Origin of the sequence: Pantoea sp. SOD02 (assembly GCF_024707505.1) — a bacterium.
Classification (GTDB): Bacteria; Pseudomonadota; Gammaproteobacteria; order Enterobacterales; family Enterobacteriaceae; genus Pantoea; species Pantoea symbiotica.
This window is the reverse complement of record NZ_CP102605.1, coordinates 225742-238360: the sequence shown is the minus strand read 5'-3', so window position 1 is coordinate 238360 and position 12619 is coordinate 225742. Positions and strand designations below refer to the sequence as shown.

Sequence of the window (12619 nt, the reverse complement as noted above, 5' to 3'; positions counted from 1 at the left end):
TGGGTTACGCCACCGGCAAGCCGAGGTTCTCACGCAGCGTGGCGAACTCGTAATCATCACGGAACAGGCCGCGACGGCGCAGTTCCGGAATCACCAGTTCAACGAACAGATCCAGCTGCTCGGACATAATCGCCGGCATGATGTTGAAACCATCCGCGCCGCCCTCGTTCAGCCACAGCTCGAAATCGTCGGCGATATCTTCAGCGGTGCCGACAATCACACGATGTCCACGTGAACCGGCAGCCACCGCCGCCAGCTCGCGCAGCGTCAGATTTTCACGCTTCGCCATGTCGGTCATCAGTTTTACGCGGCTCTGGTTACCTTCACCCAGCGGCACTTCTGGCACCGGACCATCCAGCGGGAACTGGCTGAGATCCATGCTAAAACGCAGCGACAGCTGACGCAGACCGTTTTCGATATCCACCAGCGTGTTGAGCTCTTTCCACAGCGCTTTGGCTTCTTCACGCGTGCGGCCAACAATCGGCATCACGCCCGGCATAATCACCACATGATCCGGATTACGACCGGCGGCAATCACCTGATCTTTCTGTGAACGATAGAAGGTTTGCGCCTCTTCGAGGCTGGCAGCAGCGGTGAAGATCACTTCTGCGGTTTCCGCCGCCAGTTTCTGGCCATCGGCGGACGAACCGGCTTCGATGATCACCGGACGACCTTGCGGTGAGCGGGTGATGTTCAGTGGACCTTGCACCTGGAAGTGCTCGCCTTGGTGGTTAATCGGCTGGATTTTGTCATCAACAAAGTACGCGCCGGTCTCTTTATTCGGCTGCACCGCGCCCTCTTCCCAGCCGGCCCACAGTTTTTCCGCTACTTCGAGGAATTCACGCGCACGCGCATAACGCTCGGCGTGGTTCGGCATATCGTTGCGGCTAAAGTTGCGTGCCACATCGGCGGAGAACGAAGTCACCACGTTCCACGCGGCGCGACCACGGCTGATGTGATCCAGCGAGGAGAAGCTGCGCGCCATGGTGAACGGATCGCTGAAGGTGGTGGACGCGGTTGCCGCCAGACCGATGCGTTTGGTATTGACCGCCAGCGCCGACAACATGGTCAGCGGCTCAAGGCGCGCCATGGTCGATGGCAGGCGATACATGCTGGTAGCCAGCGCATCGCCGACGAAGAACAGATCGAATTTACCGGCTTCGGCTTTTTTGGCGATGGTGATCAGCCAGTCAATATCGGTCGGATCGCCAAGCTTTTCTGTCAGGCGCCAGCCGCTGACGTGTTGTCCAACCGGCTGCACGAAAAGGCCTAAACGGATGCGGCGTTGTTGTTGTGAGTTAGCCATTAATTTGTCCTGGTCAATTAAAAGTGGTGCGATTTAAAACGTGTTCTCGGTCGCCAGCAGCGCCTGCTCCAGCGCATCAGCAGAGATGCGGAATGGCAGACGCTCGGCGCTGGCCGCCGGGAATTTAATTTGTTCCGCGATGGTACGGATCGTCGCCCTGCGGTCGCCGGTTAGCGGCGCTAAGGTCAGCGGCATATCGTACTCACGCAGCAGCGCCAGCAAATCGGCATCCGGCACGCCGTTTTGCTCAATAAGCGATTGCACCAGCAGGCTGTAACCCACTTTTTCGCCGTGCAGCCATTCGTGCAGCTCCGGCTGATGCGTCAGACGATTGTGGATGGCATGGGCAAAACCGGGCGTTGGCAGCACATCGCGCACGCTGTTGGCTAATCCGGCCAACACGATATTGGCATCGATGATTTTCACCAGCTCTGGCGTGACAATCTGCTGTTCGTTAGCGGCAACCGCCGCTGCACCCAGCTCGCGATAGAGGTCCAGCGCGCGTTTGGCGGTCATTACTTTGAGATCCAGCGCCAGATCGTTGGGATTGTTACGCTGATAAGGGTAGAACTCGTAATATTTTGCCAGCGCATCAACGATGCCGGCCTTCAGATAGCGCACATCGCTGCGCGCGATAATCTCGCTATCCACCAACACCAAATCCGGCATTTTGCCCAGCGGCTGGCTGCGCACATGGCCGCCGTGCTCATTGTAAACAATCGCTACCGGTGACCAGGCAGCGCAGGTCGCCGCAACCGTGGCGAAGTTGATTACTTTGAGATCCGGCAGTTGGCTACCAACTGCTTTCGCCGCATCCAGCACGCGTCCGCCGCCGACCGCAAACAGCAGTTCAGCGCCCTGCTGCTCGACATTTTGCTTCAGGGTTTCAATCGCGGCATCGGTGCATTCACCGGTCAGATACTCTATTTCCCAGCGAATAGCATTGGCTTCAAGGCTCTGAGTTAATTCCGGATTAACCGCCTGCCAGGCGCGAGGAGAAGTAAAGATGCGAATATGGGAAGCGTAAGGTTTGATAAATTCACCGGCGCGCGCACGCAAACCGGATTCATGTGCATATGCACGCGGAGATTTGATCGCTAACACGGCGTCACCCTGATTAAGAATAAGGCTATAACGGATTAAATTAAGATAATTCAGAGGGTTAATACAGAATAGTTATAGCGCTATGTATTTTCTGCATACTACGGTAAATAACGATTTAAGCAATGCAAAAGGGGCGATTTCATTTTCACAAATTCGCATTAGCTTAGTTATTTTTCACATATAGCGGGGAATGGCTTTGCTGGTAATCTGATCTCTTTTGTATGGACGCCTGTTAGGTCGCCATTAATGGCGACCCTACAAAAGCGCATATTTTTCCGGGGATGTCTATGTCACTTGAATTTCGTCAGGTCAGAGAAGACGAGGTGGAAACCTATCAGGCGCTGATGCATGCCGCGTATGCGCCCACGCTGGCGCTGGGCATCAAGTTTGATGCCGCCACCGCCGACCTTGCCAAAACGTTGCGTCATCTGCAAAGCCACGGTGTTTATGCCCTGTATGCCGATGAGGTGATGGTCTCATCCGTTACCGTACGTTATCCGTGGGGACCGCTGCCCGGCCCGTTTGGCCTGCCGCACATCGGCTGGTTTGGCGCGCATCCCGATTATCCCGGCAAGCAATATGGCCGTCAGGTGCAGGATCGCCTCGAGCAGGAGATTCTGCTGGGCCAATTACGCGCGCCTGCCGTGTCGCTCGGCACCGCCACCAGCCATCCGTGGCTGATCGAGATGTATAAAAAGCGCGGTTTCCAGCTGATGCACACCACCGATCTCGGCAAAGGCCACATCACGCAATATATGAAGAAAGTACTGGATGAAGCCGCCCACGATGCGTGGTTAACACGCCAGGCGGCGCAACAAGGAGTAAAAGCATGAGCCAATCACTCGACACCTTAGGCGAACAGCTGATCGCTTTCCGCCACGAACTGCACCGTTTTCCCGAGCTCTCCAATCAAGAGTTTGAAACCACCGCACGTATTCGTCAGCAATTAGAGAAACACCAGATTCGCGTGCTGGATCTGCCGCTCAAAACCGGTTTAATCGCTGAAATAGGCCGTGAAAACGGTCCGCTGATGGTGCTACGTTCTGATATCGATGCGCTGCCGATTGAAGAGCAGTCAGATGTGAGCTTCCGATCTGAGCGTCCCGGCGTGATGCACGCCTGCGGCCACGACTTCCACAGTTCGGCGGCGCTAGGTGCAGCGATTCTGCTTAAACAGCAAGAAGATACGCTGCCAGGTCGCGTGCGCATTCTGTTCCAGGCTGCGGAAGAGACCGGCCAGGGCGCGCCCGATGTGATCGCTACAGGCGCGCTGGATGATGCGGTGGCTATTTTCGGCATCCACAACGATCCGTCGCTGCCGCCAGGCGTGATTGGCAGCAAAGCCGGTCCGTTAACCGCAGCGGTTGATCGCTTTGATATCAGCATCACCGGCATTGGCAGCCACGCGGCCAAACCGCATCAGGGCAACGATCCGATTGTCATTGCTGCGCAAATCGTCTCGGCTGCGCAAACGCTGATCAGCCGCAATGCGCCATCCGGCGATAACGCGGTGGTCTCGATCACCCAGATTCACAGCGGCAGCACCTGGAACGTGATTCCTGATAGCGCCTGGCTGGAAGGCACGGTGCGCTCCTTCTCGCAGGAAACGCGCGAACGTCTTGAGCAGCGCTTCCGTGAGATTGTGCAAGGTATCGGCGCAGCCTTTGCCGCCGAGGTGAAATTCAACTGGCACGCAGGTCCGCCTTCGGTGGTGAATGATGCGCACTGGGCCGATTTTGCCTTGCAGCAGGCCAGCGCCAGCGGCTTTGAGGCGCGTGTGGTGGAAGCCAGCCCGATCGGCGAAGACTTCGCGTTTTATCAGCAGCAGCTGCCGGGCGCGTTCATGATGATTGGCACCGGCGAACCTTATGCGCTGCACCATCCGGCGTTCCGCATCAATGATGATGTGCTGCTGCCAACGTCGCGCTATCTCGCCAATCTGGCGGTCGCGGCCCTGAAGAGCGTGAACTGATGAACCTGACTGCCGCGCTGGCTGAGCGCATTGTTAACAGCCAACCGGACACCGTCGCACGCGATGCCGCGCGCCAAGGCGTGCGTGATTTCCTCGCCGTCAGCTGGCCGGTATTGCAAGGCCAGGTGCCGGATAGCGGTTTACCAGCGCTGCGCGGCGTGTATGGTGACGGCAGTGCGCGATCTCACGCGCTGCTGCTCGGCTATGCTAGCCACGCGCTGGATTATGATGATTTTCACGCGGATTTTCGCGGACATCCCAGCGTGGTGATTCTGCCCTCGCTGTTTGCCTGGCAGCAGCTGCAGCCTTCTGAGCTGGATCAGTTCCTTGATGCTTACGCAATTGGCGTCGAAATCGCCGGACGTTTAGGTCTCGCCGTCAGCCAGCAGCATTACGCCTTAGGTAATCACAATACCGCGACGCTCGGCACGGTTGCCGCCGCCGCCGCGCTGACGCGGTTGCTGGCTTTAGATGTCTCTGCCACCGCAACGCTGCTCGGCATCGCCACCACGCAGGCCAGTGGTTTACGCGCACAGTTTGGTTCGGCGGTGAAGCCGCTGCACGCCGGGTTTGCAGCTGAACGCGCGGTGACCGCCGCACAACTGACGCTGGCGGGTTTTGATGGCAAGCAGGATGGCGTGATTGAAGCCTTTATCTCTGCCACCAGCAACGGCCAGGCGCAGCCGGAAAAGCTGATTGAGAACTGGGCGCAGCCGTGGCGTATCGTTACGCCTGGACTGGAGTTCAAACCCTTCCCCACCTGCGCCGGTACGCACAGCGCCGCCGAAGCCACGCGCATTTTGCGCAATGAATGGCTGGCGAGTGGTAAATCACTGGAAAGTTTGCTGGAAAGCATTAGCGAGATCAGCGTGGCGTTTCCGCCGGGCGGCGATATTGCCGCATCGGTGCGTGTGCCGACCAACGGCATTGAAGCGCGTTTCAGTCTGGAATACGTCATCGCCGCGATGCTGATTTATGGCGATTTGCACTTGCAGGATTTTGCCGAAGGCGAGTTGAATCAGGAAGTGATGCCGCTGGCGGCCAAAGTACTTCGTATACCAGATGAAAATGCGCCACCGGATGCGATTAACCCGGCGCTGCGTTTTCATCTGGTGACGATTACGCTACGCGATGGCTCGCAGTTGCAGCATCACCGCACACGTCAGCAATCGCTGGGCGATGCGGTGGATGTGGCAGGTAAGCTGCGTGCGGCACTGCAGCAGGAATCCCCGCAACGCCAGCAACAACTGCTGAACAGCAGCGAGCTGGCTAACAGCGCGCATCTGGCGCAATTAACTCAGTTGCTGGGTTAGAGCGTTTCGACCGGCTCCAGCGCATCCTGAATGGCATCGGCCAGATTTGCGATCTCATTGGCAACCGCCTGCAAATCCCACGATGCCTTTGATCCGCTGGCAGAGGTTGAGGCGCTAACTGACTCTTTTGCCACCGCTAATGCCGCCGCAACCGCAACGGTGCGCTTATGTTGCTCAACCGTTACGCCAATCGCTGGCTGTGTGAAATAGTCGTTGACCATCGTATCTCTCCCTTAAGTGTTAAAAAAATAAATGAATCCTGGAGAGGTATTATGGGGGAATTACAGCAGAGTGCACTCTAAATAGTGAGCCGCCAGCGGCGGCTCGACCCATTTTCAGATTTTAGGTTGCTGATCTTCAGGGAATTCAGTATCGCGGGGTAAATCATCATCTTCGTCGGGTAATGTTTCATCATCACCTGGCAGTGGAATTACATCATCATCATCTGGACGTTCTGACATAGGACCCTCCGTAAACCCGAAGTGGGTTAATTAAAGTGTAGTGACGAAATAAATTAAGAATCGCCCTTCTTTTCATTATGTGAGTTAAGCGTAAGAAATAGTGAAGTAATTAATTATTCAACTTCTCATGCCGCTTCACTTATATAAGTAAAACCAACGCTTGGCTTATATTCTTTTCATCTCAGTGATTTGCGTTAAGCTAAAGCGTGGTTATAATTTTAATTAGATTCAATAACTACTTTCCTCGGTCGCCATTAATGGCGACCCTACGAGATTCGTGCTATTTCCGTAAGGCGCGCATTCATGCGCGCCCCATAAACAAAGCAGTTAACTTCTTTTATTTATTTCACTTTCCTGAATTTTATTCCGGGGGAACACCATGCCGCCATTTTCCAGCTTTTGGCAAGCCGGTTATGAGGGAGCGGATCATATCAATCCCTTCGGCGAACGGCTTTCAATGAATGCGCTGACCGACCATTTATCGCAATACCACAACGATTACGCCGCGCTGCAGCAGTTTGGCATTACCTCCGCCCGCGAAAGTATTGGCTGGCGACTGGCGGAAATGGAACCGCAAGCCACGCTCGAAAGTTTAAAAAAACGCATGAATTCAGCGCGCTCATTTGGCATGCAAATTAACTGGACCTTTTGCCATTACGGTTGGCCGGACGACTTAACCTTATTTTCCAGCCAATTTGTACCGCGCTTCGCCGCTTTTTGTCAGCGCATGGCGCTTTTACTCGCTGAATATTATGAAGAGGCACCGATTTATTCGCCGATGAATGAAATCTCGTTTATGGCATGGGGAATTTCTGTCGGGTTGTTTGGCAATAATGTACATAGCGATCCCGATGAGATTAAACGTCAATTAATTCGCGCCACGCTGGCGGGTTGCGCTGCCATTCGCCGCGCCGATCCGCGTGCGCGTTTCCTGCACTGCGACCCGATTATTCATGTGGTGCCGGATGAAGACAGCGATGCGTGTCGACAGCGCACCCGCGATATCAACGCTTCGCAATATCAGGCGTGGGACATGATCGCCGGTTTGCGTGAACCGGAACTCGGCGGCAAGCCGCACTATCTCGATGTGGTTGGCGCCAATTATTACCACGGCAATCAGTGGCTCACCGGATCCGGCTGTCGGCTGGAGTGGCATCTGGGCGATGCGCGCCGCGTGCCGCTGCATCCGCTGCTGGCGCAGTTAACCGAGCGTTATCAACGGCCCATTTTGCTGGCGGAAACCAGCCACGTCGGCAGCGGGCGCGCTGCCTGGCTTGCACAAGTGACCGCCGATGTCGCGCAAGCCCAGCTCAACGGCTGTGATATTCGCGGCATCTGCCTCTACCCGATTATCGATCGCCCGCTTTGGGAAGATCTCGAAGACTGGCCACGCAGCGGATTGTGGGATATCGATCCTCACAAAAAGCGCCTGCTGAACCCGGTTTATGCCGCGTCATTACAGCAATCACAACGAGTATTAGCCCGTTTTCAGAGACTTATCATCCCAAACAGCAGGCCAGAGGAAAGCGTCATGAAACAATCCGTATTAGTGGTATTCAGTCATTTACGTTGGGGATTTGTCTTTCAACGTCCACAGCATCTGTTGTCGCGCCTCGCCCAGTTTCACCGCATTGTGTTTATCGAAGAGCCGATTTATCAGCCCGGTGAAGCCGCGTTACGTCACTATCAGCCAGCACCCAATGTGACGGTGATCGAGCCGCATACCGATGTGGCCGCGCCAGGTTTCCATGACAGCCAAATCGCTGTACTGCAGCCACTGCTGGCCGAACTGCTGGATGACGATGAAACGCCGCTGGTGTGGTTTTACACGCCGATGGCGCTGCCGTTGCTGGCCTGCTTTACCCCGAGCGCGATTATCTATGACTGCATGGATGAACTTTCCGCCTTCAACCAGGCACCGCGCCAGCTGCAGCAGCGTGAATCAGCGCTGTTGAGCCGCGCCGATTTGGTGTTCACCGGCGGCACCAGCCTGTATGAAGCGAAGAAACATCGCCATGCGAATGTTTACTGCTGCCCAAGCAGCGTCGATGCGGCGCATTTTGAGCAGGCGCTGGACCGCACTAACAGCCATCCGCTGCAGGAAAACCTGCCAAAGCCGCGCCTCGGCTATTACGGCGTGATTGATGAACGCCTCGATCTGGCGCTGATTGCCGCGCTGGCGGATGCGCATCCCGACTGGCAGATTGTGATGGTTGGTCCGGTGGTGAAAATTGATGCCGCCAGCCTGCCCCAGCACAGCAATCTGCATTGGTTCGGTCAGCAACCGTATGCCGCCTTGCCGCACTTTCTCGCCGGCTGGGATCTGTGCCTGATGCCGTTCGCACTGAATCAATCGACGCGTTTTATCAGCCCGACCAAAGTGCTGGAGTACATGGCGGCGCAGCTGCCGATCGTCAGCACCGCGATTGCCGATGTGGCGCGCCATTACACCGAGGTGGTGAACATCGCCGATTCACATCAGGGCTTTATTCAGGCCTGCGAAGCTGCGCTCAACATGCCGCTGGAAACCCGCTATCAGCTGGCGAAAAACATGGCAGCCCGCGTAGCGGAAACCTCGTGGGATCGCACCGTCGAGGAGATGCAGGCGCATATCGTTGCACTGTCGAAACGCCAGATTTCCCATCCTGACGTGACCGCCGCCCGTCCACCCGCGCAGGCACACAATACCGTTGAGTGCTTGATTCTGGGTGCCGGGCCAACCGGATTGAGCGCCGGTTATCACTACGGCGCGGGCGCGGTGGTGCTGGAGAAAAATGCCAGCGTGGGCGGCTGGTGCCGTTCGGTCGAGGATCAGGGATTCACCTTCGATCATGCCGGCCACATTATGTTCTCCAACGATCCTTACGTGTTGCGTTTGTACGACATCCTGCTGGGCGACAATCAGCACTGGCAAACGCGTGAAGCCTGGGTTTACAGCCATGATGTTTACACCCGTTATCCGTTCCAGTCGGCGCTACACGGTTTGCCCGCCGAGGTGATTGGCGAATGCGTGTTGGGCGCGATTGAAGCGCGTTATGCTTCACCTCCCGCTTTACAGGCAGTCGCCACCGAAGCGCGGCGCGACTGCTGCGCCGATGGCGCCATCCCGGACGGTGAAAGCCTGGCCTGTCAGCCGGAGAGCGAAGATTTTGAGAGCTTTATTTTCCGTACCTGGGGCAAAGGCATCGCGCGACATTTCGCCCTGCCGTATAACCAGAAACTGTGGAAAACTCCGCTGGTGAATATGGAAACCTCTTGGCTCGGCGGACGCGTGCCGCTGCCGGATTTGGAGCAGATCATCTCCGGCGCGCTGGCACCGCTGGATAAACCGGTCGGTCCCAACGCGCGCTTTGGCTATCCGCTGCGCGGCGGTTTTCAGGCGCTGATGGAAGGATTTCTGCCCCATCTGAATTGCGCGCTGGAGATGGAAGCGGACGTCAGCGAGATCCAGCCGCTGCAGCGACGCGTGCTGTTGAGTGATGGTCGACAGTTCCATTATGACCAGATGATCAGCACCTTGCCGCTGCCGGAACTGGTGCGATTGATCGGCAGCTTTGCCCCGGAAGCGGTACAGAAAGCGGCGAAGCAGCTACGCCATATCTCGGTGCGCTGCGTCAATCTGGGCATTGCCCGCGCAAATATCAGCGATAAGCACTGGATTTACTATCCCGGCGACACGCTGTTCCACCGCATCTTTTTACAAGGCAATGCCAGCCCGCACTGTAATCCGCAAGGCGGTTTTGGCCTGACCTGTGAAATGACCTATCGCGCCGATCAGCCGCTGCCTTGCGAAGGTGACGCCTTGATTGAACGCTGCATCGCGGATTGTATTCGGGTCGGCATCATCAATGTCGATGATGAAATCGTGACCGCCAGTGAAGTGGATATGCCGTACGCCTATGTGGTGTACGACCATCAACGCACCGCCAACGTCACGCTGATTCGCAGCTGGCTGGCGACGCAAGGCATCCATCTTTCCGGGCGCTACAGCGAGTGGGAATATTACAACTCGGACCACGCGTTCCTCGCCGGAAAACGTGCAGCGGAAACGGTAAAAGATTTGACGCAAAACCGGAAAACCACGGCGTAATTGACGGTGCGCAAAATTCTGCTTAAAACCGTAGGGTCGCCATTCATGGCGACCTTTTTACATTTCCCCGCCGAAAATTATTATGAACCTGGCGGATTAAACGCCTGTACCGGCGTCACTTCGCCGCGATATTTACGCACCTGGACTACGGTGATTTGCCCGCTGCAGCCTTGTGCCAATGACGAGGTGCCGATATCCAGCGTCAGCACATTAGGATTACCGTGACGGCAAAGTGGACGCAGCGCGGTGGGATCGACCGGATCGTACCAGGCGCCGGTCGGCAACTGCACTACGCCGCGCATGATGGTTTCGGTCAGACGCGCACTGGCGAGTACGTGGCCGCGCGCATTGTAGAGCTCGATAATATCGCCATCGTTAATACCTGACGCCGCCGCATCAGCCGGATGCAAACTGCACACTTCGCGGCCATCGCGTTTGCCGCTTAGGCTGTAATCACCAAAATCGAGCTGGCTGTGCAAGCGCGTCGCCGGCTGATTGGCGATCAGCCAGAACGGATGATCGGCATCCGGTTGCTGCTGCGGCTCGCGCCATACCGGATGACCGGGACAGTTTTCATAATTAAAGCTGGCGATGGTGGCGGAAAAAATTTCGATTTTCCCGCTCGGCGTCGGCAGCGGCGACGCTTCTGGATCGGCACGAAACGCGTTGATCATGCGGCCGCCATCTTTCAGCTGCGGTAACTCCAGCACGCCTTGTTGCCAGAACTTCTCGAAGTCGGGGATCTCAACCTGATGCGCCGCCAGCTTCTGTTGCAGCTGAGCGTAATGATGCTGCAGCCAGCCGCGCGTATCGCGTCCTTCGGTGAAGGCTTCTTCCCGGCCTAAACGGCGCGCCAGCTCGGTGAAAATCGCGTAATCATCTTTGGCTTCGCCGAACGGTTGCGCCACCGGCTGCATGGCAAACAAGTGGCGATCGGTAGGTGCGCCGCCGATGTCTTCACGCTCCAGCGTCATGGTGGCGGGCAAGACAATATCGGCATGGCGTGCGCTGGCGGTCCAGGCGATTTCATGCACGATCAGCGTATCCAGCTGGCAGAATGCCTGACGCAAGCGCGCGAGATCCTGATGATGGTGGAACGGATTGCCGCCCGCCCAATACGCCAGACGGATGTGCGGATAGGTTAAGCGGCGGCCATTGTAGTCAAATTGCTTGCCGGGATTGAGCAACATATCTGAGATACGTGCCACTGGAATCAGGCGATCGATGCCGTTTTTGCCCTGCGGCAGCGCCGGGAAACTTACCAGATTATGATGCTTACCGTAATGGCCCAGCGCGCCAAGCGCATAAGTGTAGCCACCGCCCGGCAAACCCGGCTGACCGAGCGCGGCCGCCAGCACCAATCCCAGCCACACCGGCTGTTCGCCGTTTTCGGCGCGCTGCAAGGCATGCGCCACCGTCACCAGCACGCGTTTGCCGTGCAGCTGGCGGGCGAAATCACTGATGAACTCCGCGCTGACGCCACAAATTTCTGCTGCCCACGCGGTATCGCGCGGCGTGCCATCTTCTTCACCGCGAATGTAGGCCGCCATTTCTGGCCAGCCCACGGTGTAACGCGCGAGGAAAGCCTCATCGGTCAGCTGTTCGGCGATCAACACCGATAACACGCCGAGGATAAAGGCCGCATCGGTGCCCGGTCGCAGCGCCAGCCATTCGCCCTGCGCTTCTTCAGGCAGATCGCTTTTCAGCGGGCTGACCGAGATAAAGCGCGTGCCGCGCTGCGCCGCCTGCTGCATAAAACCGCGTTCGGTGTGTTCGCTCAAGCCGCCGCTGGCAACCTGCGAGTTTTTCAATGCCAAACCGCCAAATGCGAGCACGATTTCGCTGTGTTGGGCGATCTCTTCCCAACTGACGCCGCGACGCGCAATTTCAGTCATATCCCCGACGATATGGGGCAGCAATACTGACGCTGAACCCGAACTGTAACTATTGACCGAGCGCACGTAGCCGCCGAGCGTGGTATTGAGGAAGCGATGCACCTGACTTTGCGCGTGGTGGAAGCGGCCGGCGCTTGACCATCCGTAAGAGCCGCCGAAGATGCCTTCCGGGCCATAAGTGTCACCGACGCGTTGCAGTTCGCGCGTCACCAGCGCGTAAGCGTCATCCCAGCTCACCGCGACGTACTCATCGTTGCCACGACGATCGTCCGGGCCTGGTCCGTTCTCCAGCCAGCCACGACGCACCATCGGGCGGGAAACGCGCGCCGGATGGTTTAACGCGCTGCGGAAATTTTGCAGCAGCGGGCTGGGATCGGGATCGCCCCTGAACGGTTCGATAGTGAGCCGATCGCCCTGTTGCTGGGCATGAAAAGCGCCCCAATGGGCGCTGTGCATTACCGGTTTTTGCGTCATCACT

General features: G+C 57.0%; 9 protein-coding genes. 4 read left to right on the top strand and 5 right to left on the bottom strand.

The window, feature by feature from the left end:
* Nucleotides 1-4: 4 nt before the first annotated feature.
* Nucleotides 5-1306: an LLM class flavin-dependent oxidoreductase gene (locus NR302_RS20635; RefSeq protein WP_008109483.1), complete on the bottom strand. Its 1302-nt coding sequence runs from the start codon at nt 1304-1306 to the stop codon at nt 5-7.
* Nucleotides 1307-1339: 33 nt separating this feature from the next.
* Complete coding sequence (locus NR302_RS20630) at nt 1340-2410, bottom strand: iron-containing alcohol dehydrogenase family protein (RefSeq protein ID WP_258145671.1); 1071 nt, start codon at nt 2408-2410, stop codon at nt 1340-1342.
* A gap of 287 nt (nt 2411-2697) precedes the next feature.
* Between NR302_RS20630 and NR302_RS20625 the strand changes: the two genes are divergently transcribed.
* From NR302_RS20625 to NR302_RS20615, 3 genes are read left to right on the top strand one after another with little or no spacing between them, the layout of a single operon-like run.
* Nucleotides 2698-3243, top strand: coding sequence for a GNAT family N-acetyltransferase (locus tag NR302_RS20625; protein ID WP_154156774.1), 546 nt, complete (start codon nt 2698-2700; stop codon nt 3241-3243).
* Entirely contained in the window at nt 3240-4382 is a 1143-nt protein-coding gene (locus tag NR302_RS20620) for an amidohydrolase (protein WP_258145670.1), read from the top strand. Before NR302_RS20625 ends, NR302_RS20620 begins: the two co-directional genes overlap by 4 nt.
* Nucleotides 4382-5695 (top strand): MmgE/PrpD family protein, encoded by a 1314-nt coding sequence (locus NR302_RS20615; RefSeq protein ID WP_258145669.1) that lies wholly within the window; start codon nt 4382-4384, stop codon nt 5693-5695. Before NR302_RS20620 ends, NR302_RS20615 begins: the two co-directional genes overlap by 1 nt.
* Here the strand turns inward: NR302_RS20615 and NR302_RS20610 are convergent.
* Both NR302_RS20610 and NR302_RS20605 read right to left on the bottom strand, forming a co-directional pair.
* On the bottom strand, nt 5692-5916 hold the full coding sequence (locus NR302_RS20610; RefSeq protein WP_008103158.1) for a hypothetical protein: 225 nt from the start codon (nt 5914-5916) through the stop codon (nt 5692-5694). The genes NR302_RS20615 and NR302_RS20610 overlap by 4 nt on opposite strands.
* Nucleotides 5917-6030: 114 nt before the next feature.
* Nucleotides 6031-6156: a hypothetical protein gene (locus NR302_RS20605; protein ID WP_008103156.1), complete on the bottom strand. Its 126-nt coding sequence runs from the start codon at nt 6154-6156 to the stop codon at nt 6031-6033.
* A gap of 379 nt (nt 6157-6535) precedes the next feature.
* Between NR302_RS20605 and NR302_RS20600 the strand changes: the two genes are divergently transcribed.
* Nucleotides 6536-10246 (top strand): FAD-dependent oxidoreductase, encoded by a 3711-nt coding sequence (locus NR302_RS20600; protein ID WP_258145668.1) that lies wholly within the window; start codon nt 6536-6538, stop codon nt 10244-10246.
* An 80-nt stretch (nt 10247-10326) separates the two neighbouring features.
* On the opposite strand, the gene NR302_RS20595 is transcribed toward NR302_RS20600, so the two are convergent.
* The gene (locus NR302_RS20595; RefSeq protein WP_258145667.1) at nt 10327-12615 is read right to left on the bottom strand and encodes a molybdopterin-dependent oxidoreductase; all 2289 of its coding nucleotides are present in this window, start codon (nt 12613-12615) and stop codon (nt 10327-10329) included.
* Between the last annotated feature and the right edge of the window lie 4 nt (nt 12616-12619).

Coding starts and splice junctions, on each gene's coding strand:
- NR302_RS20635 (WP_008109483.1), bottom strand. CDS start 1,306: ATGGCTAACTCACAACAACAACGCCGCATCCGTTTAGGCCTTTTCGTG.
- NR302_RS20625 (WP_154156774.1), top strand. CDS start 2,698: ATGTCACTTGAATTTCGTCAGGTCAGAGAAGACGAGGTGGAAACCTAT.
- NR302_RS20620 (WP_258145670.1), top strand. CDS start 3,240: ATGAGCCAATCACTCGACACCTTAGGCGAACAGCTGATCGCTTTCCGC.
- NR302_RS20615 (WP_258145669.1), top strand. CDS start 4,382: ATGAACCTGACTGCCGCGCTGGCTGAGCGCATTGTTAACAGCCAACCG.
- NR302_RS20610 (WP_008103158.1), bottom strand. CDS start 5,916: ATGGTCAACGACTATTTCACACAGCCAGCGATTGGCGTAACGGTTGAG.
- NR302_RS20605 (WP_008103156.1), bottom strand. CDS start 6,156: ATGTCAGAACGTCCAGATGATGATGATGTAATTCCACTGCCAGGTGAT.
- NR302_RS20600 (WP_258145668.1), top strand. CDS start 6,536: ATGCCGCCATTTTCCAGCTTTTGGCAAGCCGGTTATGAGGGAGCGGAT.
- NR302_RS20595 (WP_258145667.1), bottom strand. CDS start 12,615: ATGACGCAAAAACCGGTAATGCACAGCGCCCATTGGGGCGCTTTTCAT.